Source organism: Methanosarcina barkeri str. Wiesmoor, assembly GCF_000969985.1.
GTDB classification, from domain to species: Archaea; Halobacteriota; Methanosarcinia; order Methanosarcinales; family Methanosarcinaceae; genus Methanosarcina; species Methanosarcina barkeri_B.
The window spans coordinates 2,058,137-2,085,130 of record NZ_CP009526.1; the positions used below are offsets into that span (position 1 = coordinate 2,058,137).

Annotated in this window: 21 protein-coding genes and 1 pseudogene; 3 read left to right on the plus strand and 19 right to left on the minus strand. The window is 40.9% G+C overall.

Annotated features, from left to right (window positions below; all coding sequences use genetic code 11):
- Window positions 1-666: 666 nt before the first annotated feature.
- On the plus strand, window positions 667-861 hold the full coding sequence (locus tag MSBRW_RS22030) for a tetratricopeptide repeat protein (RefSeq protein WP_011308012.1): 195 nt from the start codon (window positions 667-669) through the stop codon (window positions 859-861).
- Window positions 862-1,305: 444 nt separating this feature from the next.
- Here MSBRW_RS22030 and MSBRW_RS08785 read toward each other — a convergent pair whose 3' ends face one another.
- The 8 genes and pseudogenes from MSBRW_RS08785 to MSBRW_RS08820 all read right to left on the minus strand — a co-directional run bounded on the left by MSBRW_RS08785 (window position 1,306) and on the right by MSBRW_RS08820 (window position 10,846).
- Entirely contained in the window at window positions 1,306-2,520 is a 1,215-nt protein-coding gene (locus MSBRW_RS08785) for a hypothetical protein (protein WP_048102971.1), read from the minus strand.
- A gap of 942 nt (window positions 2,521-3,462) precedes the next feature.
- Window positions 3,463-3,990: an LURP-one-related/scramblase family protein gene (locus tag MSBRW_RS08790; RefSeq protein ID WP_011308010.1), complete on the minus strand. Its 528-nt coding sequence runs from the start codon at window positions 3,988-3,990 to the stop codon at window positions 3,463-3,465.
- A 379-nt stretch (window positions 3,991-4,369) separates the two neighbouring features.
- Window positions 4,370-5,860, minus strand: coding sequence for an arylsulfatase (locus MSBRW_RS08795; RefSeq protein WP_011308009.1), 1,491 nt, complete (start codon window positions 5,858-5,860; stop codon window positions 4,370-4,372).
- Window positions 5,861-6,027: 167 nt separating this feature from the next.
- Window positions 6,028-7,344, minus strand: a complete 1,317-nt coding sequence (locus MSBRW_RS08800; protein WP_011308008.1) for an anaerobic sulfatase maturase — start codon at window positions 7,342-7,344, stop codon at window positions 6,028-6,030.
- Between the two features lie 402 nt (window positions 7,345-7,746).
- A pseudogene (locus tag MSBRW_RS08805) lies at window positions 7,747-7,932 on the minus strand (DUF1269 domain-containing protein); the annotation flags it as partial.
- A 390-nt stretch (window positions 7,933-8,322) separates the two neighbouring features.
- Entirely contained in the window at window positions 8,323-8,841 is a 519-nt protein-coding gene (locus MSBRW_RS08810; protein ID WP_230670042.1) for a cation:proton antiporter domain-containing protein, read from the minus strand.
- Window positions 8,842-8,992: 151 nt separating this feature from the next.
- Window positions 8,993-10,363, minus strand: a complete 1,371-nt coding sequence (locus tag MSBRW_RS08815) for a DUF1254 domain-containing protein (protein ID WP_198137169.1) — start codon at window positions 10,361-10,363, stop codon at window positions 8,993-8,995.
- 138 nt (window positions 10,364-10,501) lie between these two features.
- Window positions 10,502-10,846, minus strand: coding sequence for a hypothetical protein (locus MSBRW_RS08820; RefSeq protein ID WP_052305919.1), 345 nt, complete (start codon window positions 10,844-10,846; stop codon window positions 10,502-10,504).
- Between the two features lie 132 nt (window positions 10,847-10,978).
- Between MSBRW_RS08820 and MSBRW_RS22035 the strand changes: the two genes are divergently transcribed.
- Entirely contained in the window at window positions 10,979-11,116 is a 138-nt protein-coding gene (locus tag MSBRW_RS22035) for a hypothetical protein (protein WP_155398172.1), read from the plus strand.
- Between the two features lie 445 nt (window positions 11,117-11,561).
- On the opposite strand, the gene MSBRW_RS23360 is transcribed toward MSBRW_RS22035, so the two are convergent.
- The 9 genes from MSBRW_RS23360 to MSBRW_RS08865 all read right to left on the minus strand — a co-directional run bounded on the left by MSBRW_RS23360 (window position 11,562) and on the right by MSBRW_RS08865 (window position 22,666).
- The gene (locus MSBRW_RS23360; RefSeq protein ID WP_230670044.1) at window positions 11,562-11,765 is read right to left on the minus strand and encodes an LURP-one-related/scramblase family protein; all 204 of its coding nucleotides are present in this window, start codon (window positions 11,763-11,765) and stop codon (window positions 11,562-11,564) included.
- Window positions 11,737-12,021 carry an LURP-one-related family protein gene (locus MSBRW_RS23365; RefSeq protein WP_011308004.1) on the minus strand — a complete coding sequence of 95 codons (285 nt, stop codon included), beginning with the start codon at window positions 12,019-12,021 and terminating at the stop codon, window positions 11,737-11,739. Before MSBRW_RS23365 ends, MSBRW_RS23360 begins: the two co-directional genes overlap by 29 nt.
- Window positions 12,022-12,083: 62 nt before the next feature.
- The gene (locus MSBRW_RS08835) at window positions 12,084-14,438 is read right to left on the minus strand and encodes an arylsulfatase (RefSeq protein WP_011308003.1); all 2,355 of its coding nucleotides are present in this window, start codon (window positions 14,436-14,438) and stop codon (window positions 12,084-12,086) included.
- Window positions 14,439-14,680: 242 nt separating this feature from the next.
- Window positions 14,681-15,184 carry a DUF1269 domain-containing protein gene (locus MSBRW_RS08840; protein WP_011308002.1) on the minus strand — a complete coding sequence of 168 codons (504 nt, stop codon included), beginning with the start codon at window positions 15,182-15,184 and terminating at the stop codon, window positions 14,681-14,683.
- Window positions 15,185-16,078: 894 nt separating this feature from the next.
- Window positions 16,079-17,179: a mechanosensitive ion channel family protein gene (locus MSBRW_RS08845; protein WP_011308001.1), complete on the minus strand. Its 1,101-nt coding sequence runs from the start codon at window positions 17,177-17,179 to the stop codon at window positions 16,079-16,081.
- A gap of 248 nt (window positions 17,180-17,427) precedes the next feature.
- Complete coding sequence (locus MSBRW_RS08850; RefSeq protein ID WP_011308000.1) at window positions 17,428-18,738, minus strand: cation:proton antiporter; 1,311 nt, start codon at window positions 18,736-18,738, stop codon at window positions 17,428-17,430.
- Between the two features lie 407 nt (window positions 18,739-19,145).
- Window positions 19,146-19,652, minus strand: coding sequence for a DUF1269 domain-containing protein (locus MSBRW_RS08855; protein ID WP_011307999.1), 507 nt, complete (start codon window positions 19,650-19,652; stop codon window positions 19,146-19,148).
- 1,057 nt (window positions 19,653-20,709) lie between these two features.
- A complete protein-coding gene (locus MSBRW_RS08860; protein ID WP_011307998.1) occupies window positions 20,710-21,270 on the minus strand; it encodes a DUF1269 domain-containing protein in 561 nt (186 codons plus the stop codon).
- Window positions 21,271-21,601: 331 nt separating this feature from the next.
- Entirely contained in the window at window positions 21,602-22,666 is a 1,065-nt protein-coding gene (locus MSBRW_RS08865; RefSeq protein WP_011307997.1) for an AI-2E family transporter, read from the minus strand.
- Window positions 22,667-23,550: 884 nt separating this feature from the next.
- On the opposite strand from MSBRW_RS08865, the gene MSBRW_RS08870 reads away from it, so the two are divergent.
- The gene (locus tag MSBRW_RS08870) at window positions 23,551-24,843 is read left to right on the plus strand and encodes a TIGR00341 family protein (protein ID WP_011307996.1); all 1,293 of its coding nucleotides are present in this window, start codon (window positions 23,551-23,553) and stop codon (window positions 24,841-24,843) included.
- 481 nt (window positions 24,844-25,324) lie between these two features.
- Here the strand turns inward: MSBRW_RS08870 and MSBRW_RS08875 are convergent, their stop codons facing one another.
- On the minus strand, window positions 25,325-26,353 hold the full coding sequence (locus tag MSBRW_RS08875) for an AI-2E family transporter (RefSeq protein WP_011307995.1): 1,029 nt from the start codon (window positions 26,351-26,353) through the stop codon (window positions 25,325-25,327).
- 75 nt (window positions 26,354-26,428) lie between these two features.
- Entirely contained in the window at window positions 26,429-26,935 is a 507-nt protein-coding gene (locus tag MSBRW_RS08880; protein WP_011307994.1) for a PGF-pre-PGF domain-containing protein, read from the minus strand.
- Window positions 26,936-26,994 lie beyond the last annotated feature (59 nt).

Here is a 26,994-nt window from a genome sequence, read left to right on the forward strand (position 1 = left end):
TCGTGTCCCTGAATTATTGATCAATTACGAAAAATCGAGTGCACTCCACTTATTAGATGAATATATTAAGAGATTCTTTCGCTTTCGATTTTCAATGATTCAGACCCACGACCAATTTATATCAATTTTAGTTATAATAGTTTGATATTTTAAATTATTTATATGTTAAACAGTTATTATATAAAATAGAAAATGAATTGCAGGAGTCATTAAAAAAGTATTCATTGGTCATCGGTTAAGGAATTTTCTTGCTGCAGGTCTCGATTTCGATGAAAAAATCAAGCCCAAAATCTTTTGATATTCTTCTTAATCTTAGTGAATAATTCAAATAATTAAAATAAAAAGTTTATTTATGGGGTGCAACCAGCAAATCCTAAATTTCGTACGTTAAGCATTCAACATCAAACGAGAAAGTAACTTTGGAACTGAAAATAACGTATATGAATTATATCTAAATCGGTAACAATGTACGTGGTCCAGGCCTGTAGCGATTATAAAGAGGAGATCAAATACTGGTTCCCTTACATATCGTCCTTATTCTAAACAGATTAACCTATTAGGAGAGTATGTCTTTGACCAGCTGACTATTATTAATCTGGATGCCTTCAGATCACGAAATTTTTCAGGATTTTAGATGGTAATTTCTTAGCGTACGAAATTTAGGATTTGTGGACAGCAACCCTATCTAAAATGGGGCGCAAGGATGAAGCTGAAAAGCAATATGAGCTTGCTCTAAAAACTGACCATAAACATGTAAACACACATTACAATTACGGAGTTCTTTTTTCTAAAATGGGACGTAAAGACGAAGCCGAAATGCAGTATCAGCTTGCAAAAAATTCATTGGTATCAGTTAAATAGTTTTTTGCCTGTTTTATCCTGAAATTATTTCGCTTTGAAATTTTTAGTAAGTTCCATATAAAAGAATTTTATAAAATTCAAAACTACGGCTTTTTTCCATTATCAAGAGACATCTAGAAAAGTGCCTATGTTTTTCTTAGTATTTTTTTGCATTTTATGTGGGGTTATCGATGGAAACAAGTGTATTCCTACATAGTATGGAATGATTGAGAAAACAAACACATAGGCAATTGTGGAGAAATCAGCCTGAAATTAGCAATTTTCATTATAATAATCAGATGATAATAACAGAATAACATTTTTTGTATTACTTTTTTTAACAAAATCATGTTAGTTCTGCACACTAAAGGTATTTTGTAATTTTTCAGAAATCTGAAACTTTTTGCTTAGAGTGCGTTTTGACGGAAATGTTGGCGATGCCCCTATTTGCCTTTATAATATAAGTTATTCTGATCTATGAAAATAATTAATGCTGTCTAGCTCTTCAACAATATATTCGACAACGTCTTCATCTAAATCTTTATCCATAAGATATTTCTGAATAGATTGTACCGAATGCATATCGTATAAACTTTTTAAGGTAGTGAAAAGCATATAAATAACAAGGATTGATAGAAGAATAACGAATGTATTATGACTTATACTCATATTTACACTCAGAGGCCCACTCGCAAGCCCACTCAGAGGCCCACTTACATTTCCACTCACATCACCACTCAAATTTACAATCATAGGTGCACTTGTGCTCGAATATTTGTACATGATATATATAAGAACGGCGACCAATGATATCACAATTCCAAACAAAAACATTTCGTTGCGAGAATAATTGAAATGTGGCGGGTTATTTTCGCACTCGTGTCCATATTTATACAATGAATTTGGCTCATTTATTTTATATAAGTGAAGTGAGCCAGCTAGAAATAGTACTGTTGGAAATTCACGATATTTTTCAGTAAGTTTATCAAGATAATTAAAATCTAATCTAGTTTGCATCTTACTCAAAAATATACAAATTGCTTGAGATGTAAAATTAAAATTCAACATTAAATCTTTGATGTAGTTTATTGATTCTATTTCATATAATGAAACATTTTTCACTAAATTAACTTGGCATTTCGGCGAAAATTGATTATTTTTGATAAGATATTCTATAATATCTATAAACTGTTGAGGAGTAAAAAACATAGATAGTAAATATCTTTCTAAATCATCAAGACTGACAGCATTATTAGTAATGGCAGTACAAATAAAGTCACTTTCTTTAAATATTGCCACATACAAAGTGTTTACGAAAGGAACATTTTTTAATATATCTATAAATGAATAAAATAAAAATATTAACGGCACTGCGTATATTTTAAAAAACTGGATTAGAGTTTGCGGAAACTGTGTGTATTGGTATAACAAACTGCCTGTTAGCAGAAACAAAAAGAGTGAGTTTACTCCTTTTTTAGACAAACCATGTCCTTTTGTGATGTTTTTAGAAATCTGTATGATTAAATCAGTAATATATGAAATTGGGTCAGTATCGATGTATTTATTATCAACATTTTGAGAAGAACGTTTATCAACAATATTTTGAGAAGAATGTTGATTAACTGTATAACTCAGTTCTTCATCTTGTATGTTTAATTTGTTTCCACTCTCTTGAGTCACAAAACGTGATTGTCTTTCGTGTATGAAATAGTTTCTTATTTTGATTACATTATCTCACGCAAAAAAACCATTCTCTTCATTAGTGCATCCAAACAATAGAATCGCTAGTCTGCAAAAGAATCTGTTACTATCTGTCTAAAAATCTGTTACAATCTGTTTTATCCCAAAATAATTTCGCTGTATAAATTTGTCAATCCACAGTTTTAACAATGCACAGGTTTTATTGTAAAACTTGTGTATTTTATCCACTTTTAACCCAATTTTTACACTAAAACGGTACGAAAAACGTAGGAAAATACACAGGTTTTATTAAAACCTCATAATTTGTGTATATTTGAGACACTCATGAAAAATCCCATTTGTCTAACTTCCATAATATTTTATATATAAAAGAATATGAGTGCCTAGGTACCTGCTGCAATTGTGATGAAATCGAAAAGCAAAATAAACAAGTTCAACTGAGCAGTTACAAAGAAATTAAACCATCTGTTAGGGCACAAAAATGAAAATGTATCTTTTCACTTTTGGAGAACATTAGAACTTGCCTTTAACAGCTTCTTGATTTCTACTTAAATTTAAAAATTTACACATTTCCTGTATGGTGAGGTAAAACGAGTTAACTTTAAACCCATCCTAATATCATTTTCCTTTTTTCCTTTTTCTTCTGCCAGGACTATCGGAAATCTCAAAGAATAAACCGGGAGGTGGGTCAAATTTATGAGCACCTCAACTTTGAAATTATGAGCGAAACAGACATGGACTATCTGCAAATACTGAGACTTAAGGAATACAAATGATTATAACTGATTCTACACACGCACAAATTTAACTTGAATAAAACCACAATTGCAGTGCGCCTCAATGCGAAATTTATCGTTGTCAAGTTAACTGCAGATTCAAAAAAAGAAAAAGGCTCAATTTATTCTTCTCCACCCTATCTTATTAATCGTGGGCCATCTGATCAAGCGCAGCTGCAATCGCCAGGATAAATGCGCTGTCCTGTCCAGGCTCGATCTCTACACCATAGGTATCTCTTATCCGGAACCATCTTTTTGAGACCTCTGCGACTTTTTCCCTACCGGCTTCAATCTTATACTCATGGTCCAGAATATTGCCTCGGACATCCATCTCAGGCCCATTTGCCACTTCAACTTTCCAGCGGTCGCGAAGAGGTGAGATCAGGGCTTTTTTGATCGTTGCGACTGTTTTTCCATCCGCATCCTGGATGCCCATCGTATCCTTTATCCTGAGAAGCTTCTCCTGGAGTCTATATACCTCATTACCCTGCACATCCCTGATAATCAGGGTGTCACGCAGGCGGATAGCTTTGCCGTCCACGTAGAATTCCCTCTCTCCAGTTTCGTTTTCTATCCAGTAGTCATCTCCTATGGAAACAAGTTTTTCGTGCATTTTGTAGCGTTGTATGCTTTCTTCTCCACGGCCCCTGAGACCGCCCATAATTCGTCTCATCAAAATCACTCCTTTTGTTTACTACATTTACGTACCTTTGAGGGCTTTACGTACCCTTGAAGGCATTTATTTATCCTGTTATTGAATAAGGGAAGATTATACTGTTAGCTTACCGGCCCCGACAACCTGTGACATTGGAACCTGCTTCCAATTATAGTCTAAGTTACCCTTCAGACTGCTCAGAAATGTTCCCCCACACGAATCACACGAATAAATGAATAAATGAATAAATATGCAGTACTAAATATGTATTATTTTATAATTTTAATATTTATAATATATATGGACTTCATTTTACAAACTGCAGTTAAGCTGCTCTTTATTGATTTATTATATCCCCATTTCCCGCAGATTTCTATTTCAAATAAAGCTTTAACCTTCAGTTGCTCCCGATTCCCTGCAAGAGTTTTTCCATTGCCTGATCAACGGTAAAGCTTGCTGCTTTCTGGCGCGGAGGAAATTCTTTAAACGTTGCCAAAAAGTCACCAACTACACCCTGGGCAGGCACCAGCAGGAAAGCATGGTCAAGAAGCCAGTCATAATAGGTGTTTGAAGTTTGATCCGCCCTCTCATAAGGGTCTGTACGCAGGTTGAATATTTTCGGTATTCGCAGTGGGACAAAAGGTTCAGCCCAGACCTGTAATGTACCGGTAGCGCGCTGCTCCATAAAGACCATTTTCCAGTTATCATACCTGAGAGCTACCAGGTCTCCATCGTCAGAGAAGTAAAAGAACCCGATACGTGGAGATTTCTCCTCCTTCCCGGTCAGGTAGGGAAGCAGGTTATAGCCGTCAAGATGAACTTTAAAAGTTTTGTCCTCTGCCTTGTAACCTTTCTTGAGCTTTTCCTTGATATCCGTCTCTCCGGCTGCTGCAAGCAAAGTGGGCAGCCAGTCAAGATGGCTCACAATCTCGTTAGAAACCATGCCTGCCGGAATCTTGCCAGGCCAGCGCATTACCTCAGGCACGCGGAAAGCTCCCTCCCAGCAGGAGTTTTTCTCATTGCGGAACGGGGTCATGGCTGCATCGGGCCAGGTATTCATATGGGGCCCGTTGTCTGTGCTGTAGACAACAATAGTGTCTTCCGCAATACCAAGCTCGTCTAGCAAATTCAAAATTATCCCCACCTGCCGGTCATGTTCTATCATGCCGTCATGGTATTCCGATTGCCAGCGCCCGGACTGTCCCCTTATTCTGTCTGGAATATGTACCCTGAAATGCATCCAGGTTGTATTTAACCAGACAAAAAACGGTTTTTCAGCCGCATGATGTCGTTTGATAAAATCAATGGCTGCATCCAGAAATTCCAGATCTACGGTTTCCATGCGTTTTCTGGTCAGCGGGCCTGTGTCCTCGACGCGACCGTTGGCATAGCTGTGGATTACACCCCTTGGACCATAATTCTTCCGGAAATTGGGAAAATCTTTCTCAGCGGGATAGTCAGGGTTTTCCGGTTCCTCTTCAGCATTCAGGTGGTAGAGATTGCCATAAAATTCATCGAAACCATGGTTGGTGGGCAGATATTCGTCCAGGTCTCCAAAATGGTTCTTTCCAAACTGTCCTGTGGCATAACCCAGCGGTTTCAGCAGTTCGGCGATTGTAGGGTCTTCTGGATGAATTCCCACTCTGGCTCCTGGCATTCCCACCTTGCTCAACCCTGTACGGAATACGCTCTGTCCTGTGATAAAAGCTGCTCTCCCGGCAGTACAGCTCTGCTCCCCGTAAGAGTCTGTAAATCTGATACCTTCGTTTGCTATCCGATCAATGTTTGGCGTTCGATATCCCATCAGCCCATCGCTGTAGCAGCTAAGGTTGGTGATTCCTATGTCATCTCCCCAGATGACCAGTATATTTGGTTTCTTTTCTTCCATTCTTAACCCTCCAAATAGAATGGTTTATGGCTCGGTCGTTTATGGCTCGGTCGGCAATTTAAAGCAACCTTCCGAAGTTTGATAGATAAATTTAATTTTTTTCTTCGCTATACCCCGTTTATCTCACAATCGCATAATTGATCCAGACTACATCTGAACCCTTTGCTTTACCTAATTCTCGTTTCCCCTTTCGCGTTAGTTTTCCTGAGACCATGGCAACGTTTAAACTTTCGGCCGCTGCCGCAGGGACAGGGATCATTTCGCCCTGCCCGGGCAAAAGCATCTTCTAGAGCCATAACTCGCATAACTTCCGAAGCTGGGTAACCTCTGCGAATTAAGCCTGCCAGAATCTGCATCGGAAAGTCGATATGCCGGAAGAAAGCTTTCCAGCCCTCGCATAGGTAGTTCAGTCCGGTTTCCCCGGCAGGAGTGGTAAGGAAGCGGTTTTTAGGGCATTCCCCCTGGCAGGCAAAGAGTACCTCACATTCCCGGCATACCTGTGGGAGAGTGTCGCATTTGTCCTGTCCGAACCTGTACTGCTTTTCCAAAGCAGCAAGCTCAGAAATCTCTTTTTCCATAATATTGCCAAGCAGATAGTCAGGTTCCACAAAATGGTCGCATGAATAAAGATCGCCATTGTGTTCCAGAGCAAGCCCAGTACCGCACGTTTCCTCAAAAACGCACATTCCTGAAGGCATACCAAGCCATCTTCGCGCAGAAGCTTCAAAAGTCTGCACGAATATCTTTCCCACATCGTTTCTTACCCACTCGTCAAAAATGTGGTTCAGGAAATTGCCAAACTGCTCTGGCTGCACAGAACGGTTCGAAACTGTGTCTCCTCTCTGATAAAGAGTATGTCCCTCTTCATTGATTCGCTCTACAACCGGAATAAACTGCATCCAATCTGTTCCTGCTTCATCCCTAAGGAAGCGGTAGACTTCAAGTGGATAATCGGCATTGGCCCTGTTTACTGTGGTCAGGACATTGTATTCAACACCGTGTTTTTGCAACAGTCGAAGCCCCTTCATGACCTGGTCGAAAGTTCCATTGCCTTTTTTGTCCACCCGGTAAGCATCGTGCAATTCACGAGGACCGTCGATGCTGATCCCTATAAGAAAATTGTTTTCCTTAAAAAACCGGCACCACTCGTCATCCAGCAGCGTGCCGTTTGTTTGCATCGTATTTTCGAAAGATATGCCTGGTTTTCTGTATTTTTCCTGCAGTTCGATTGCACGCCGGTAAAAATCTATTCCCATAAGTGTGGGTTCCCCTCCCTGCCAGGCGACGGTTACCTGCGGGCTGTGGTGGGCTTCGATAAGCTGACGGATGTAGTTTTCCAGAACTTTGTCTGACATGCGGAACTTGCTGCCTGGGTAGAGTGCTTCTTTAGCCAGGAAGAAGCAGTAGGAGCAAGCAAGGTTACAGATAGCTCCTGTTGGTTTTGCCAGCACATGAATGCGTGGAGGCAGATGGTTTTTTGTCATTTTCGCTCCAGTTTCTAATTATTCGTTGATTCTTCCGGGTTTTGAAGCAATAGCCAGCCTGAGTATATTAAGTATAATTAGAATACTGGCCTTCAGGCAGTATTTCTGTTTACTGCTGTGACAATACCATGCGTGTTTCAGTTTCTCTGCCCCTTCTTTCCCCTATATGTTAGTATCAAATTATGTTAGTATCAAATCATTGTTCTTGTCTTACAATAAATTCCAAAAAACTGCATTTTCTGAGGGACGATTTATCGATCAAAGATGGGTAAGGAACTAAATTTTTGCTCTACCCTATGAACTCTTATTTATTCATGAACTGTTATTCTTGCCCTAAACTCGATTTCAGAAATATTTCAGAAACATTCGTATTTCCTGAGTATGTAGTTTTTCACTCAAATTTCAGTATACAGGTGCAGTTTCTTCCTCGGCAAAGGCTTCACGTAGTTTGTTTTCTTCTTCTTTAGACAAGTTAGAAGCAATTAGTTCAAATTTCATTTCACTGGCAGCTTCTGACACCTTATCCTGAACTGCATCACTGGTCATCAGGAAAAGAGCTGACGTACCTTCTGTCACTTTGCTCTGGACTGACCCGTATAAAACATCAGTTTGTTGCTTATGCGCTTTAAGATCAGTTTGTCAATAGAGACGAAATCATCATCTCTACGCTATTGTAAATCTTGAAAAAGCTGGGTTTTCTGTCTTCATCCTTAGCTACAAGTTCTCTGCTGTCTTAGCATGCCGCAAAATAGTAACCAGGAATAAGTATCGATTAAATCTCTCGTTAACCCCAACTGAACCTTCGAGATTTTTCCCCAAGCTCGTCATTCAATAATTTACTTTAAATAATTCTTCTTTTACACATATTATTTTATGCATATTGATTTATTTTATCGGGTCTTTTAAACGTGATTATCTTTAATATCGAAGATGTTCTATTCTTTCTTGCTGATCTTATTTTCATTTTAAGTTCTCACTCTATTCGGAAGCTGTTAACTCAGTTTTCTGGTTAGCAAAATGAACAACGATGTCAGAAGAAGGCATTGCTATATTTGCATTTATTAGAGCCTTATAAATTACCGTATTCAGTTTTTCAGATACTTTTTTATTGTTAACTATCGCCTGACCAAACCCTGCATCGGTAGGAGAAAGCATAACTCCTATAAGACCTGCTTCTGCAAGTGTTATATTCTTAAAAAGAAAAGCAGCAATAATAGCTCCAAAGACTATTGTAAGCGGCATGCCAATAAGTAGAAGCCGGCCTGGAAGTTTTTCTTCACGCAATAGTGCCTGCAAATCAATTTTTGAGGCATCCGAAAATAAAGTCAGGACAAGCGCCAGCTCAGCTAAATTAAGAATAAAAGTGCTGCTTGAAGAGAGATTTACCAGGTAAAGTCCTTCTGGACTGAGCAGCATTCCTGCTGCCACAAAGATCATAGGGGCTGTGACTACAGTGTCTGAGATCTTTCGGGAAGCAAGGCCAAAGAGGAAGAGCAACACTGCAAAAGCTATGAAATAAATTGTGATTTCTGACGTTATGGAAATCCCTTTTGTTTCAGGTTATGCTCTCACATTTGTGCAGTCGATTGTTTCAATATCTGTTTTTGATATCAGTACATTGTGCATCCGTTTTTTCCTTAGAAGTTCTTTATTTTATCCGCTTTACCGAGGGTGGTGTCCACCTATTCTCAAGGATATCTATTTTGGGCCAATAAGTTCGGAGATATAATGTGAAATCAGACTCTGGTGCAGGTAACCAGTTGGGAAGTTTTTCCTCTTCTGGAGGTTCAGCCTGTACGTAAAGAGTTAGTGATCCATCGGTGCCATATTGTAGATTCCTGTTCTTTGTGCCCAGAGAGTAGCGGTTCAGAGTATTTGGAGCAAAGAAGTGATATTCGTTATAAAGCGTGAGTGACCAGAAACCTTTAACTGGTGGAAGCATACCTCTGGAAAAGATAACCGTGTAATAATGGCCTCCGTTCAGCCGTTCCCCCGCAGCATCGAGATCCTGGTAGAAGTACTTTGTCTCCAGTGGCTGGTTAACAAAAATATTTGATTTGGCAACAGCTGTGCGTGTAAAATAATCCGTACCGAAAACAGCGCCGTTTGTTATAGTTGTCCAGTTATATGGACAGGGAATACCGTAGTTCCGGAACTGGAAAAGTGGTTTGATAAGCTCTTTGTCTGCCTCGATGGAGGCCTGCTGGAGTACATTTTTGAGAGTTGTATTCTCATCTGCAGCTTTCAGGACTGCACGAATTTGTTCGTAGAGCGTCTCCTCACTTGGAAGTGGCGGAACCTCGTCCAGAACCTGAGGCAGCACTTCAGGAAAAGCCTCAGGCACAACCCACTGTACCTCTTCCTCGCCTCCTCCTATGGACGGAAATTCAGGGGTCTTTGACCAGTCTTTTGTTTTTATCTCTCCTGTGAACTGGCTCAGGGGATATGCCATGATCTGACTGATTAGTGGCTGGATTTTTTTCCTGTCATCGGGGGTGTCGTTCATAAAGACACGTGGAATAATAACACCAATATTGGTAGGTGACCGAAAGACATCTTTGACGCCTTTTGGTAGATCCCCTTTCCATTCCGGACCGACAAGCATATAGAATCCAGGTTCAGTCCCATACATTTTCCCAAGCCTTGTAAAGCCGTCAGTACGCTGGTCACATGCCTGATAGACCCAGAACCTGTCCCCAAAGTCCGGCACCTGAACGATAACAGGCTCACGGTCAAGAGAAATAATGCCAAAACCATATACTACATCCTGATTCGGGCAGGCGACAATCCGTTCCATCGGGTCTATGTAATCGGTTAACATGCTTAACTGATTTAAAGGTGCTACAGGCACAATCCCACCAGCCAGGCCAGGCTCTGGAACTTTCTGAAATATGGTGTGGCGATTGTGCATGTTCACCATTGGCCAGGTCATAAAGTAAGCCAGCCGTCCAAGCATCCTGACGTATTCCTCTGTCAGACGTGTTCCGGCGATAGGCCCTGAAACTGATTTTGTTTCCATATATATTCCCCCTTCCTTTAGTATGAAAAACCTATTACTTGCAGGTATTCTCATTAAGTATGTTTGTTATTCAAAGAATTTCATTCCCGTTTTGTCATCCTTATAGTTGATCGGTTTTTTAGATTTCCACATCTCCTTTTACTTTCCTGGCTCTGAAGAAGAGTTTTTTTGATCATGGGCCTCTTCTTCAGGCATTTCTATCCTTTTCCCCATCTCACCTCCTATAAACATCAGTAGGATAAGGCCTGCAAGTGCCACTACCATTATCATGACCATTACGTCCGGGTCTGTGAAATTGAGCGTGGCAATTGCCAAGGCTGCCGAAAGGTTGCGCTGGGCTGTCCCGAGGGCAAGCACTCTCTTGATAGGCCTGTTGGATCCTCCGAGGAAGTAGCCTATGACAAATGAAACAAGCACAAAAACTACCGCTACCATAACCGCTGTAGTCCCGATGACATTAACAAGGTCTGAGAAATAAACCACAAAGAAAGCCACAAAAAGGACAAATAAGGAGCGAGCATGGGTATGAATATGAAATTGGCTACGATGGAGAAGATTACCAGTTTCGTGTTTCTTAGTGGGACAAGTATCTGCTGAACTGTAAGGGAGAAACCCATGGCAAGCATGCTGGAGAGTACGAAAATCAATGTCGAAAGGATACCAATTGTTTCAAGGAAACTCAAAAATGGAACAGGCTCAACCATTCTTCCTCCCTTCAGTTCAAAATCTCTCAGTTTATATGACGCAGCGTAAAACCCCTGAATCTTTAGCTCAGGGGATATAAACGTCAACTTCCTCACGTTCTCTTGTTATTGATTTTGTATACTTACTTGTATTATTAACATTAATATGTTTATAGATACAGACACCACAACCCAAAATACGAAAACCAAGTTGAGGGAGTTGGAGAACAGAGTATCTTTCATACCTGGAGGGATCGGGAACGTTAAGCCGGAGAAAACCGGAAGTCGAAAGACATCTCAAGTATAATCTAATGCACATATTCTATTTCACCTTCGGAACGAGGGGCTAGGACCTGTATGACTCGTCAACATTGGTTGGGAGAATGACTCAGGAAGCCCATAAGTCTTTAGCTTAGGGGTAGTTCACTCGTGTGCCATCTGATCAAGGGCTGCCGTAATTGTCAAGATAAATGCATTATCCTGGCCAAGAGCAATTTCTACTCCATAGGTATTCTTTATCCGAAACCACTTTTTTGAGATCTCTGCAACTTTTTTCCTCCCAGCTTCAATCCTATATACTCGTGGTTCAGAATATTGCTCTGGACATTCATTTCAGGCCCATTTGGAACTTCAACTTTCCAGCGGTCTCGAAGAGGTGTGATCAGAGCTTTTTTGATAGTCGCAACTGTTTCACCTTCTGCATTTTGAATATCCATCATGTCCCTGACACGGAAAATCCATCATGTCCCTGACCTGGAGAAGCTTCTCTTTGAGTTTATACAACTCTTTACCCTGTGAATTCTTGATAATCAAAGTGTTTCGCGCTCGAAGAGCTTTGCCATCGACATAGATAATTTTCTTTCCAGCTTCGTTTTCTATCCAGTAGTCATCTCCGGTAACAAGTTTTTCTTGCATCTTATAGAGTTGTACTCTTTCTTCTCCACGGCCTCTGAGGCTTCCCATGATTCGCCTCATTAGAATAACCCCTTTTATTTAGTTTTATAAAAAGGATAACTGAGTATGCAAGGCTGAATTATTTATTGCCTTGCCATGACCATGCGTGTTTCAGCTTCCTTGTCCTCGATCAGTTTGCCGCTCACGTCCACATTTACGCTGTAGATCTTGCCTGTGAACTCAAAAGGAGGCTCGTAATCAGGTGTAACCGGTGATCCATGAGCTGAGCCACAGGTAATCCCACTGGTTAGCCCGAGTATAAGCGGAGTCGTTACAGGGATCTCAGCCTGGCCGACTAATTTTCCGTCTATATAGAGCTGAGCCTTTCCAGGTGTACCCTTACCATTGGCAACATCTGGCTTACCGGTCACCTCAAACTCGAAGCGCAGTTGATGCCGTCCTTCTGGAACATTTTCTCCGGATTCTACATGATAGAGGGCCTTGGCTACATAGTTATGTACCCAGTGCAGCTTTCCACCTTTAATATAAAATGAATAGCCGGCGTCGATACCACCATGGGCGAGCAAGATTCCTTCAGCACCCTCTGGTGGAATCTCTACATCGGCAGTGATGCTGTGTGCGCGGTTAAGAACATTGACAGTTGCGTTTGCGGGAACTGGCTGAGTTCCGGGATAATAAACGTAGTTAGTCCGATCGGCTGCAATCTGTGGCCGTTCATCAGCAAGGCGCAGCACTCCTCGGGCATCGATAGGCAGCACATTATATTTTCCTGCCTCTGCATACCAGGTAGCAATCATCTCGATTAACTTCGGCCGGTTTTCTGCAGCTACATTCTCATTCTCTGTCCAATCCTTCTGAACATTGTAAAGTTCCCAGCCTTTTGCGTCCAGATCGGTCAACTTTTCTGCAGTAATCGGTTCACCAAAGGGTTTTCCTGCTTCAGTGAATGAAGGGCCAGGCCATGGGCATACGGCACGCCAGCTATCATGATACAGGGAGCGGTGTCCCATCATCTCGAAATACTGGGTGTGGTGTCTGGTAGGTACACTGGCATTGTCGAGAGTATGCGCAAAACTTATGCCTTCAATAGGCGATTGGGTTACACCTTTGATAGCAGTCGGAGGTTCGATTCCCAGGCAGTCCAGAACTGTAGGTATCATATCGATAACGTGAGCATACTGATTTCGGACTTCACCTCTTGCCTTTATCCCCCTGGGCCAGTGGACTATGAAGGGGTCGCTGACACCGCCACGGTAGGTTTCACGTTTCCAGCGGCGGAAGGGTGTGTTTCCAGCAAAGGTCCAGCCCCAGGCATAGTGGTTGAAGGTCTCCGGGCCCCCCAGCTTATCCAGCAATGAGAGGTTCTCTTCTAGCGACTCAGGCACGTTGTTGAAAAATAAATTCTCGTTGACTGATCCCGCAGAGCCGCCTTCGGAGCTGGCACCATTGTCGGAAATCACCATGATTAAGGTGTTTTCAAATTCACCAATGTCTTTCAGAAACTGCAGCAACCTGCCGATGTGGTAATCGGTGTGTTCCAGAAATCCGGCAAAGACTTCCATCATGCGGGCATAGAGCTTCTTTTCTTCCGGTGAGCATTCTTCCCAGGGCTTGACATCCGGGTCATGACGGGATAGTTTTGCATCTTTTGGAACGATGCCCAGTTCCTTCTGCTGTGCGAATGTTTTCTCCCTGTAAGCCTCCCAACCGTCATCGAATTTCCCTTTATATTTGTCTGCCCATTCTTTAGGAACATGATGAGGAGCATGCATGGCTCCTGTGCAGAAATACATGAAAAAAGGCTTGTTTGGAGCTACTTGTTTGGCATCGGCAATGAACTGGATAGCCCTGTCAGCCAGATCCTCATTCAAGGTGTAACCTTCTTCTGGAGTCTTGGGCGGGTTTACAGAATGATTATCATAGGTCAGTTCAGGGTAATACTGGTGAGTCTCACCTCCTAAAAAACCATAAAAACATTCAAAACCTCTTCCTAAAGGCCAGCGGTCATAAGGCCCGGCTGCCGAGATCTGGTCTGCAGGCGTCAGATGCCATTTGCCTATAGCATAAGTGTTGTATCCATGCTCGAGAAGTATCTCTGACAAAAAGCCATTTTCAAAAGGTATATAGCCGTTGTAGCCGGGATAGCCTGTTGAACCCTCTGTAATACAGGCCATGTTGTTTGAATGGTGATTTCGGCCGGTCAATATGCATGAACGACTAGGAGAGCAAAGCGCAGTCGTATGCATATTACTGTAAATGAGGCCTTCTGCAGCCAGGCTTTCCAGGTTTGGTGTCTGGATAGGGCTGCCATAGCACCCAAGTTGTCCAAAGCCTGTGTCGTCCAGCACAATGAAAAGTACGTTTGGAGCCCCCTCTTTGGCGCGCAGTGGTTCCGGCCAGGCTGGTTCAGACTTGTCAAACGTGCGCCCGATTACACCTGGAAAAGTGGTTCCTGATTTGTATTCTTTTAGTGGCATTTGTCCCCCTATCTATATGAAAACTCCTAAAAAATTTATAAAATTAAGGGTGTGAAGAGGAACTGAATTTACCCTGCACCCCACTCGTTTTCTTCTTGAATTTTTGTTCTTGACTTATTTTTGTTCTTGACTTATTTTTGTTCTTGACTTATTTTTGTTCTTGACTTATTTTTGTTCTTGACTTAAGCTAAATTCTGAAAATACGCATTTTCCCAGAGAGGCGTTTTTTCGATCAAATTTTATCATGCTGGAGCTGCTTCTTCTTCAACGAATGTCTCATGCAGTTTTTTCTCTTCTTCTGCGGATAGGTTGGTAGCAATGATTTCAAACTTGAGCTGTTTCATGGCATCTGCGACTCTATCTTCTACAACATCACTGGTCATCAAAAAGAGAGCTGAAGTGCCTTCAGTCACTTTGCTGCGCACTGACTTTATAAAATCCTCATTGATACCCACATGAGACATGGAACCTGCAAGTGCGCCCATTGCTGCCCCAACAACCAGACCAAGTATAGGAACAAAAAAAATCAGGCCAAAAAGCATACCCCAAAAAGCTCCACTCAATGCGCCTACACCTGCTAAATTGTGCAGTTGCTCTGTTTTTGGCTTCTTTTTCCCCTCAGGCCAGGTAACTATGGCTGCGTCATGCAGGTTGATCAATTGTTTCTTGCTTAAGTCCTCAACCACGTGAAGCGCTTTTTGGGCGCCATCGGTAGCTTCAAATTTCAAAACTGTTAAAGTTGCCATTACTCAAACCTCTTTTTATGTCGCATACTTCGTTGATTATTGTGTTTTCTTGTCAGTTCACCAATAGAGAGACGATCATCTCCACTATCGTTTTGTAAATCTTGAAAAACCTGGATTGATCATGGAGTTGATCATGTCTCTTCCCTGGGTTACACATTTTCTGCTGTCTCAACATGCAACAGCATAGTAGGCTGGAGAGAGCCTTACTTAAACTGTCAAGCTTTTTGTAGCAGGATTCAGGGAATAGCCAATTTGTTGCAGGAGAGCCCTAATATGATTTTCTTCATGCAGTGTGATCTTGCATATTTCGCATGTATTGATATCCTTCCACAGGCTAATGTCATGAAAATTTAGTTATTGATAATCTAATTAGCTCAAAATCATTGTGTTCTGATGTGAAACTACCAAGATGATGCTTAATAATTAAATTGCCAAAACACTAGCGTCAATTCTCAAGGATTCAATTATTTCGAATAATTGCAATTGATTTTATGCGACGTTTTGTTGTCTACATGACATACGACGTTTTATTTTCTACATGACAATGTGCTGTCCAGAGATTGGACTGTCCAGAGATTAGGCTGTCCAGAGGTAGGAAAATCAATTAAAATTGTTTTTTGAATTCTCGATTTCAACCTGGATGCTGAGGTGTGTCGAATGTCTCTTTCATTACGAAAACCTCTTGCAGGAATCTACAGGTTAATTTTTATACTGTCAATTCCCCCAATAGAACCTCCGAGATCTCCCCAAGCTCGATGTTCAATAAATTACTTTATATAATTATTCTTTTATATATATTATTCTATGCATGTTGACTAATTTTGTCAGGTCTCCCGAAATAGATTACTCTTTGAAATTGAAGATGTTCTATTCCTTCTGCTAATCTTATTTTTTTTAATTCTTGTCTTTTTTGGAAATTGTTAACACATTTCCCTGGTCAGCAAAATGAATAATGATATCAGAAGAAGGCATTGCTATATTTGCATTTATCAAAGCTTTATAAATTGCCGTATTCAGTCGGTCTTCTGAAACCCTTGTCTCTACATAATCCTCTATCCAGCATCTGGCTTTGAGCTTCATCCCTGACCCTGTGAACTCGAGTAAAAGGACCTGTATAGGATTTTCATGCATGATCCAGTCTTCTTGCTTCATAGCTTCAATAATCAGATCCCGTACGTGCTCTATATCCGGACCGTAGGATACAACTACATCGGTCTCTACACGGTATATCTTATCGGGTATGGAATAATTAGTGATCAAATCCATTCCGATTACAGAATTGGGGATTATTACAAGCCTATTGTCTCTTGTAAGAATACGCGTTGACCTCCACCCGATCTCTACCACATCTCCCCACGTATCGAGTTTTTCGATTCGAATACGGTCTCCGATTCTGAAGGGGCGGTCAATTAAAAGCACAATTCCGGTAATGATATCAGCAAGAGTTGTCTGGGCTGCAAGTCCAATGATTATTCCACTGAGACCGAGAGCTGTAAGTGATGCGGTAAGTGCAGTTCCCGTGATTCCGAAATGTTTCAGGAGTATAACTATAGCTAGAAAACTGAAAACCAGCAGAAATATGTATTGTATGGAGCGAACAACTCGCTGGTCGATTTTTTCCCGATCCCGCAATGGTACCCTGGATAAGTACCAGTTTGAAGTGATAGATATGAGGCGAATAATTATATAGACTCCTATACTCCAGTAGAGAAGGAAAAAGAGATCATCCACTAATTTTGAATAGATACCTACAGGCTCACTGAACAGCCTTACTATCGCCTGCATTCCCTGCAAAATAATATAAAGTAACAAGAGATTTTCTAAAAGGCGGAGTATTCTGTCATCAACTGTTGTTTTTGTCTTTTTGATTGCCGGCCAGAGCAAGCGCTTCAGAAATAATCGACTTACTATTATGGCTCCTATTGTCAGTACCAGAATAAAAGCCAGCCTCAGGAGAATTCTGCCAAGCGGCAGCATCTGTTCAATTTCAACCACTCACATTTCTCCCAGTCCCTAATTGTTTATACTCTGACCGGTAATGAACCGTTTTTTATTTTCATATTTTACATCTCTCCTTTACATCTCTCCTTTACATCTCTCCTTTACATTTCTCCTTTACATTTCTCCTTTACATCTCTCCTTTACATCTCTCCTTTACATTTCTCCTTTACATCTCTCCTTTACATTTCTCCTTTACATCTCTCCGTGTTAAAATACAACAGGAGTGCCTTTATTCATACTAACTATTTTCTTTTATAACCAAGTAATTGGGTCTGATAGTCCAGATTATCGGGGCTTGTAGAAGACTCTCCTACCTTCTTTTTTTCAGGTGCATCAGCAGGCAGCGCTGCTACTATGCGGGAATACCATTCACTTCCAGGTCCTGCTGTCGCTCCCTGGACAAAGACGCTTAGAAAAACAGTTGTGGTCACGGCAAGACTTAGAGTTTCACTTCCCCCAATTCCTCCAGTTTCTTCCATAGCAATCAATAACAGAACAACAGATGCGAGACCTCTGGGCCCAAACCATCCAAGGAAAAGTACGGTTTTAGTATGCAATTTCATGCCTATCAGGGAGATTGCAACAGGTATCATACGGATAAGCGTAAGGCTCAGCACCGCATAGATAAATATTGGCCAGCTGATTGAAAAAATTCTTGCAGCCACTGTAATTCCGAATATGAAAAAAACTGCAAAACTAAGTATGCTCCCTTCAGCTTCTGTAAGGATGATCTCTTCTTCTGTAGCTTTTATTTTACCTGCAGCTTGAGTAATGAGCCCACCTGTAAAAGCGGCAATGAACCCACTACCCCCAATCAAGTCTGCTACAAGCCAGGAGATGACAGCCAGGGACATAAACCCGATTTTGCGGTAAAGCCCTGACATCCATCCGACCCTTACAGCTTTGCTAGAAAGCCATCCCCCTGCAAGCCCTACAACTGCGCCCACAAGCATTCCTATACCTATCTGTTCAAACGCCAGGACGATCAGGGTACCTACTGGCTGTTCTAGTGCCTCTCCACCTGCAAGTATCAGGAAAAAGAGAAAGAAAGGAATTGCACCCCCGTCATTGAGTCCACTCTCTACGTTGAGTGCCTGCCTGATTTTTGCAGGTACTTTTTTATTGTTAACTATCGCCTGGCCAAGTCCTGCATCGGTGGGAGAAAGCATGGCTCCTATAAGACCTGCTTCTGCAAGTGTTATATTCTTTAAAAGAAAAGCAGCAATAATAGCCCCGAAGGCAATTGTTAGCGGTGTTCCAATTATTAGAAGCCGGCCTGGAAGTTTCTCTTCACGCAATAGTGACTGTAGCTCAATTTTTGAGGCATCCGAAAATAAAGTCAGGACAAGTGCAAGCTCGGCTACATTAAGAACTGGAGTGCTGCTTGAAGAAAAACTCACAAGGTCAAGCCCTTCTGGGCTGAGCAGCATTCCTGCTGCCACAAAGATCATAGGAGCTGTGACTACAGTGCCCGAGATCTTTCGGGAGACAAGACCAAAGACAAAGAGCAACACAGCAAATGCTATGACAAAATATTCAATTTCTGAGGTCATGAATATTCAATCTGAGGTCATGAAAATTCTTTTTGTTTCAGATTATGCTCTAACTGTTGTGTAGTCGATTGTTTCGCAATTTTCCTGGATCTGTTTCTTGATATGTGTCGGCCAGGCTGGTTCAGACTGGCCAAATGTGCGCCCGACCACTCCTGAAAAAGTGGTACCTGGTTTGTATTCTTTAAGCGATATTTACCCCCTGTCAATTTTGAAATTTTAGGAAAACTTATAAAAAAGAACAATTTATAAAAAAGTTAGGAGATTTACTTTGCGTTTTTCCCCTCCATTTATTTTAAAATCATTGTTCTTGCTTTGCAATCTATTATTTTATTTTAGAATTGTTGTTCTTGCTTTGCAATCGATTCCAGAAATTTTTGCATTCCTAAAAGGTGGTTTTTGATCAAAATTCAGTATGCTGGAGCTGCTTCTTCTTCGGCAAAGGCAGCACGCAGTTTGTCTTCTTCTTCTTTTGACAGGTTGGAGGCAATGAGTTCAAAATTCATTCCCCTGGCAGCTTCTGCCACCTTATCCTGTACAGCATCACTGGTCATCAAGAAAAGGGCCGATGTGCCTTCTGTTACTTTGCTGCGTACTGATCTTATGAAATCGTCACTAATTCCTATATCGGCCATTGAACCTGTCAGTGCACCCAGTGTAGCCCCAACGACCAGACCAAATATAGGAATAAAGAAAATCAGGCCAAACAGCATACCCCAAAAAGCGCCGCTCAGTGCACCTGCACCTGTTAAATTGCGCAGTTGCTCTGTTTTTGGCTTCTTTTTCCCCTCAGGCCAGGTAACTATGGCTGCATCATGCAGATTGATCAATTGTCTCTTGCTTAAATCTTCAACCACATGAAGCGCTTTTTGGGCGCCGTCAGCGGCATCAAACTTCAGAACTGTTAAAGTTGCCATTACTCAAACCTCCTTTTATGTCGCATACTTTGTTGATTATTGTGCTTTCATGTCAGTTCACCAATAGAGATGAGACCATAATCTCCAGTATCGTTTTGTAAATCTTGAAAAACCTGGGTTAATCATGTCTTCTTCCCTGGGTTACACATTTTCTGCTGTCTCAACAGCCGCAGCACAGTAGCCGGGAAAAAGCCCTGCTTAAATTCCTCAAACCATTTTGTACCGGGGATAAAAGGAATAGACAGTTCGTTGCAGGAAAACTAGCATATGATTTTTTTCATGCAATTTTATTTTACATATTAGCGCTTACTGATATCCTTCCACAGACTGCGCTATTCGAGGTGGATTAATCAATTAAAATTCCTTTTTGAGTGCTATCTTTTTTGACTGCTATCTTTTTTGAGTGCCACAGGTATTAACCTGGATGCTGAGAATTCGTCAAGCGCCTGTCTTATTACGAAAACCGCTTGCCAGGTATCCTAGCAATTTTAAAGTGTTAACCCCCAAGTGCAACCTTCAACGGAACTTTCGAGATCTTCCCCAGGCTCGTTGTTCAATAATTTACATTATATAAATGATCTTTTATATATATTATTTTATGCGTGTTGATTAATTTTGTCAGGTCTCACGAAATAGATTTCTCCTTAAAATCGAAGATGTTCTATTCTTTCTGCTAATCTTATTTCCTTTTTTAATTCTCGCCTTTTTTTGGAAACTGTTAACTTAGTTCCCTGGTCAGAAAAATGAATAATGATATCAGAAGAAAGAATTGCTATATTTGCATTTATCAGGGTTTATAAATTACCGTATCAGTCGGTCTTCTGAAACCCTTGTCTTCATATAATTTTCAGTCTAGCATCTGGCTTTGAACTTCATCATCAGTCTCGATATGGAATCAATACGAAATTCGTCATTGTCAGTGACAAATACTTAATACTTAAATTTGAGCAGGCAGCTTTTTAGAATCAGCTTTTCAAAATCAGCTTTTCAGGATCAACTCTTCAGAATCAATTTTTCAGAATCAATTTTTCAGGATCAACTTTTCAGAGTCAGCCTTTCAGAATGCAGGTGCTGCCTGAGGTCCCTTTTTCTTTTTCTCTGCAAATTTAACAGCTTCTGTCAGTTCTTCTCCAACCGCAACGAGCAGCTCAGGTGTGAGCATACCCTGGGAAACCAGCACTCCTCCTGCATCTCGGATCGCCTGTTTCAGGTTTTTTGCCCATAGGTGTTCAATAATAAGGATAGCAGCGGCGGTACCTTCAGGTATAGCCTCAGTTATCTCCAGGATATCTTCTTCAGTGATTCCATAATTCTCCTGGGCTGCTGCAAGGATTCCTGCCTCTGTGCCTCCTCTAGCCCCTTCTTCACCGCCAGCTCCGTATCCGATAAGTCCCCCAACGACAGCACCAAAACGCATTCTTTCTTCTTCATCCAGTTGTGTAGTCTCAAGAGACTTGATATTCCCATCTTCGTCTTTCCATATAAACAGCAAATCAATAAGCCTGATCATACCTTTATTCATGACTGATTCAAGTTCACGGCGGATCTGACCGTGGAAGTTCGGATTGTCAAATACTATGACTAAGAGCTGCATTGGTCCATACATTATTTCATCCATTTCTCTGTTCCCCCTATTCGAAGTTCTGCTTCTGCTGTGCAGTTTATACGGCGCTGCTTTTCACGGATAACTGGTGACCGCATGAATGAGATATGAAATCTCATACAGTTCTTGTAGTCTTCTTCCCCCCTTTATCAGAAACTCTACAATCAAAAGACAATCACAGCAGTATTAATTAACACAAAAGATGTATAAAATTTAGAATATATATATACGAGCATATCTAAAAATCAGGTTAAGATTATGAGTGAACAGGCAGAAAAATAGAATCGAATTTTATTGAATCTCTACAAAACCGATAGCTTCCGAGTATCTCTTCTCGGTCCGGATTTTAATTTCCTTCTTCCTGCCCTGCAATTTCCTTGTCTTCGGTGTCATTTCCGACTGGGCCCATCAATCTGGCAAGCCATCTGGTTTCATCAAAACTATCCAGGATAATCTTCAAAACCATGGTAAGAGGCGTGGCAAGCAGCATTCCTGTAGCTCCAAGCACATAATTCCAGTAGAGAAGAGATAGAAATACAATAGCTGGAGATAGTTTCAGGCCTTTTCCTGCGAGTGAAGGAAAGATTACGTTTTCAGTGAGTGCATTTACTATCGAGATAGCAATAATAACAGCCAGAGCCCCTACAAACCCATATTGAAGCAGCCCGAAGAATGCAGGTGGAATTGTGGTTAAAGCCAGGCCTATGTAGGGAATATAACCTAGAAAAAATGCCAGGATGCCCCAAAAAACCGCAAAGTCGATACCTCCTATAAGGAGAATAACTGCAATTCCAATGGCCGTAACAAGATTTACTTCTGTTCTTATAACAATAAACTCTATCAGGCCCTTACCAAATTTATTCAGACGTGATTCGATTACGAGCTGTTCTTCAGCTTTTTGTTCTTTTTTTTCCTGAGCTCCGGCAGCACCCAGCAGCAAAAATGCTGCTGTGACTATGATTATTCCAACTGTTGTCCCGGCATTTATGAGTCCATTAAGGACGCTTACCGTAAGGCTGATTGCAAGTGATGTAATACCACGAAAAACGGACTGCAGGGATAGATCTTCGGTGGATGGAAGATATGGTAAAAGTTCATCCAGGATTTCTGTCAACTGACTCTGATAGTTTGGAAGTTGGTTTCCAATCTGGATTGCAGCTCCTACAATCACTACCCCGAAAAGCGAGATAATTAGGGTTAATAACAAAATTACCAGAAGCATGCTCAGTATTCCGGGAATGCCTTTTCGCTTGAACCAGCGGACAGATGGGGTAAGTATCAGTGCGACGAAGATGGAGAAAAATACGGTTGTGAGTATGGAAGATATTTCCCTCATTCCTATTGTCAGGATAACAGCAAAAGTACTGTACACTAAAATCTCAGCAGGTACCGAGATTCTATTTATTTTCATATTTTGCAATCCCCCCATGTCATTTTACAGTAAGCTGACTCTTTTTTCCATAACCCGTTAACGCAGGTTGATTAATGCCGCCAGATAAATAACGTATCCGATAATCTTTATAGAATAGGGGAGGATTATCTGGTTAGTTTTCCAACCCCTTAAACCATAATAACACTCGAACCTGCTCCCAAATCTAGTTCAAACTAATGGCTCTTCGAATTACCCCACACCTGTTCTCATGAGCAAATAGATGTAAACAATATATATTCAAATTGATTTATAATATCTTGTATTTTTATGAGCTTAAGATATCGTTGTGAACTTTAAGGAAGACTATGTATTAAATCGCGGAGTATTGCTATAATACGCTACGTTTTATACTCTACCTTTTGCCCGCAAAATTTTGAATTTCCAGTTTAAAGTATTTTTCCATGACATAGCTTTCCTGTAAATTCGGTAATATTTTCTGAGATTTATCCTGGATTTGTGAGCCTGAAGACTTCCTGTATGGTATTATCGGCCAGAAATTCGAGGAAGTTTTTTTTCCTTACACCGAGTTCTTTTAAATTCAGCAGGATCCTTTACATCTCTTGTTATAGTTTCCTTCCCATAGGCAACGACGGCTTCACGCAGGTATTTCAAAATAAGTTATAAAATTAAAAACATTAGGTCAAAACAAATAATCACAGTTTAACCTATAGCAATGTTTTTACCTTCTTTTTCATCCAGTTTTTGTGATAGTACCCGAACAATAACATGTTTTTATGCTCAAATCTATAGTATTCGATTAACTGCAAATGTTTCTTGAAATCAATCTATAAGATTCGATTAACTGCAAATATTTCTTGAAATCAATTAATATAAAATATATATTATATATACATAATAATATTATGCGTCTTGTTCAGGTACTCATTCCAGTGGGTAAGCGACAGCCTGTGCTCGCAGTGCTAGATGACGAAGGGATAGACTATGCCGTATGGGACGAAACAGGCAGAAAGGACTTTGAAGCCCTTGTCCAGTTTCCAGTCCCTCCTATTGGTGTAGAACCAGTACTTACCAGATTACGCAAGGCAGGAATTAGCGAAAATACCTATACTATTGTCCTGACACCTGAAACTATAGTATCAAGACGCATGGAAGTTCTAAAGCAGCGCTACTCTGGAACCCGTATCTCGCGGGAAGAATTGATTGCACGTGCAGAGAACCTCGCACCTGAAACTTCTACTTATCTTGTGTTTCTTGTCCTGAGCGCGATTATTGCAACTGGAGGCCTCTTGCTTGATTCGGCTGCAACAATCATCGGAGCAATGGTCGTGGCTCCACTTATGGGGCCTGCAATTTCTGCAAGTGTAGGCACTGTTCTTGACGACAGAAAACTTGCTTCTCGAGGAATTAAAATGCAGATTGGAGGGCTGCTGCTCGCAATTGCAGTGGGTGCCCTTATCGGCATACTTCTTAAAGAATCGATACTTTTGCCACCTGGCCTCGATATCCGAGAAATATCCCAGATAGCCGAGAGGACCAACCCTAATTTCCTTTCTCTTTTCCTTGCTCTGGGATCGGGTATAGCAGGAGCTATCAGTATTGTCAGGAACGCAGGTTCTGCCCTTGTGGGTGTTGCAATTGCAATTGCTCTCGTTCCGCCAGCTGCAACGTCAGGGCTGGGACTCGCATGGGGGCTACCCTTAGTAGCAGTTGCAGCTGCCGTGCTCGTGCTTGTTAACCTGCTTGCTGTCAACGTATCAGCCCTCATAATGTTCTGGGTTTCCGGTTTTCGTCCGGTAGAGACAGAAGCAGTTGTACATGCCCGTTCTTCTGTGATCTCGCATGTAGTTTTACTTTTCATTGCAATTGCCTCACTCTCTGTAGCTCTTGGGCTTGTTACCTATTCTTCTTTTCAGGCAGCTCTTGTTGAACAGGAGGTTAACGGAGAAATGACAGCTATGTTCAAAGATCCCGAATATGCAGAAAAAAATTTGACACTTGAAGAAGTTACAGTCGGCTATATGCCTATAGATTTCTTGTTTAAAAAACCTGTAAAAGTATCCCTCCTGATAGGCCGCAGAGCAGGTCAGGAAGTCCCTCCAGATATGGCCAGTAAAGCTGCTTACCGCCTGACAGAAGCTACAGGTAAAGATGTTAGAATTAAAATCGGTTTTGTAGAGTCGCAGAAATTCCCGTAAGTGCTCCCCTGTAATTACTTTTTATAAATACAATTTGTAAATTTTTGCTTTCTGGAAAGTAGTTCTCTCCTGTTTTTTTCCAGATATTATACAAAACTCTTTACCCGCAGGGTAAGGTGCATAGAGCACATGATTAATGACTGGTCCAAGATGAGCTGACAACGCCACTTATTTGTAAAGGGCTTACCCAAAATTGCTTTTTCATAAATTCCCTAATTCCCCAATTCAAATTTTGCTCTGATAGCTGTTTCTATTTTCACTGCGCTTAGTAAGTACATTATTTACCGAATTATAGTCACGCCTGTAATTATTGCAACAAAAACTCATTGTACCTTATTGAGTAGTTGCATTATTTATCCTGGTGACCATAGCTATGGAGTTTCTTAATTCACTTTCCTTACTTTCATCTAATCTGACGGATTCAGAGTGTTTTCTCGTCCTTCAGGAATAACAGTTTTTTTCTTTATCCTGGTTTTTCAAGTTACTCTATCTCTCCTGGTGGGCCCATTAATCTGGCCATCCATTTTGTTTCATCAAAACTCTCAAACATGATTTTCAAAGCCATTGTAAGAGGTATGGAAAGTAATGCACCTGCGCCTCCGAGTACAAAATTCCAGTAGATAAGAGCAAGAAATAAAAAGGCTGGAGATAACTGCAGGCCTTTTCCCATAAGTGAAGGGAAAAGGACATTTTCTGTGATTCCGTCAACAGCAGCGATAACGACAATAACTGCAAGAGCACCTAAAGGCCCATACTTAAAAAGCGCAATCACTATGGGAGGAATGGAAGCTATAACAAGACCAATATAGGGGATGTAACTCAGAATGAATATAAGAACTCCCCAGAGAATCGCATAGTCGATCCCGCTGATAAGGAAAGTAATAGTAATTGCAACGGCTGTGATAAGATTTATTTCAGCTCTTATAACAATAAATTTTACTAACTTCCTGCTAAAGATACTTAACCTCAATTGGAGTTCAGATTGCTTTTCAATTTTCTCATTTATTTTTTCAGGAACATTTGTAGCCTCTATTAACATAAAGGCCGTCGTGAGTATGATAATTCCAGCTGTTGTCCCGGTATTTACAAGCCCATTAAAGATGTTTACCACAAAGGAAACCGTAATTGACACGATGCCACGAATGATTGACTGCACGGAAAAACCGTCATATGAAGGGATATATTTTGCAAGATTACTCATAAAGTCAGTTAACTGATCTTGATATTGCGGGATCTGGCTTCCAAACTGGATTGCTGCGCTGGCAACTATTACTCCAAGAATCAGGACTATGAAGGCAAATAACAGAATTGCCAGAAAGACACTCAGTCCCCCGGGAATTCCTTTTTTCTTAAGCCATCGGACAAGCGGAGTAAAGATCAGTGCGATAAATACAGAGAAAAAGAAGACTGTAAGTATTGGAGCAATCTCCCGCATTCCAATTGTCAGGATAACCGCAGCTGTACTGTAAAGTAAAATCCTGGCTGGTATCGACTGATTCTCCATATCCATATAATGCCCCACCTATTCTTTATACCCTTTAATTAACATTAGTGGGAACAGTTATTCCTAATTATCTAACTGTATTTATCTCCTTCGATAGCGGAAAGCTCCAAGAAGTCTGATAATGCAGTAAATCACTTCAAACCCAGGACATTCCATTAGTTTTTTCTTTCTGCTTAGGGTATGTTCTATATTGGCTGCCATATCTCCAGTATTATTTTCTTGGTATTTGGTTTCAGGTTCTGGCAATATTTCAACCACATTTTCTTTTGTCGCAAGCTTGCCTGTTATTGCAAAGGGCGAGAATCCTGGGGTTTCGGCTGTGAAATACAGGTATTTGTTATCTTCACTGAACAGGGTGGCTGGAATTTTGTTCCATTTCTTCTCATTGTACCTGTTAAGAGTAATTGAAGCATGGTTAATTCTGTGATCCAAAAATGTCATGCTTTCCTCGGTAAATAGACTATTTCGGGAAACCGTGCAATTTGCAGTTACTTCAGAGAATTTTGTAACCTTTTTTTCAGGACAAATATTCAAACATTTACATTGAATCGTCTGATTGTGTACTACTCCTGTCAGCACGGAAAACATAAATTGTTACTAAAAAAGTCGGTGTTCATCTCGAATAAATAACTTAGTAAAAATAAAGA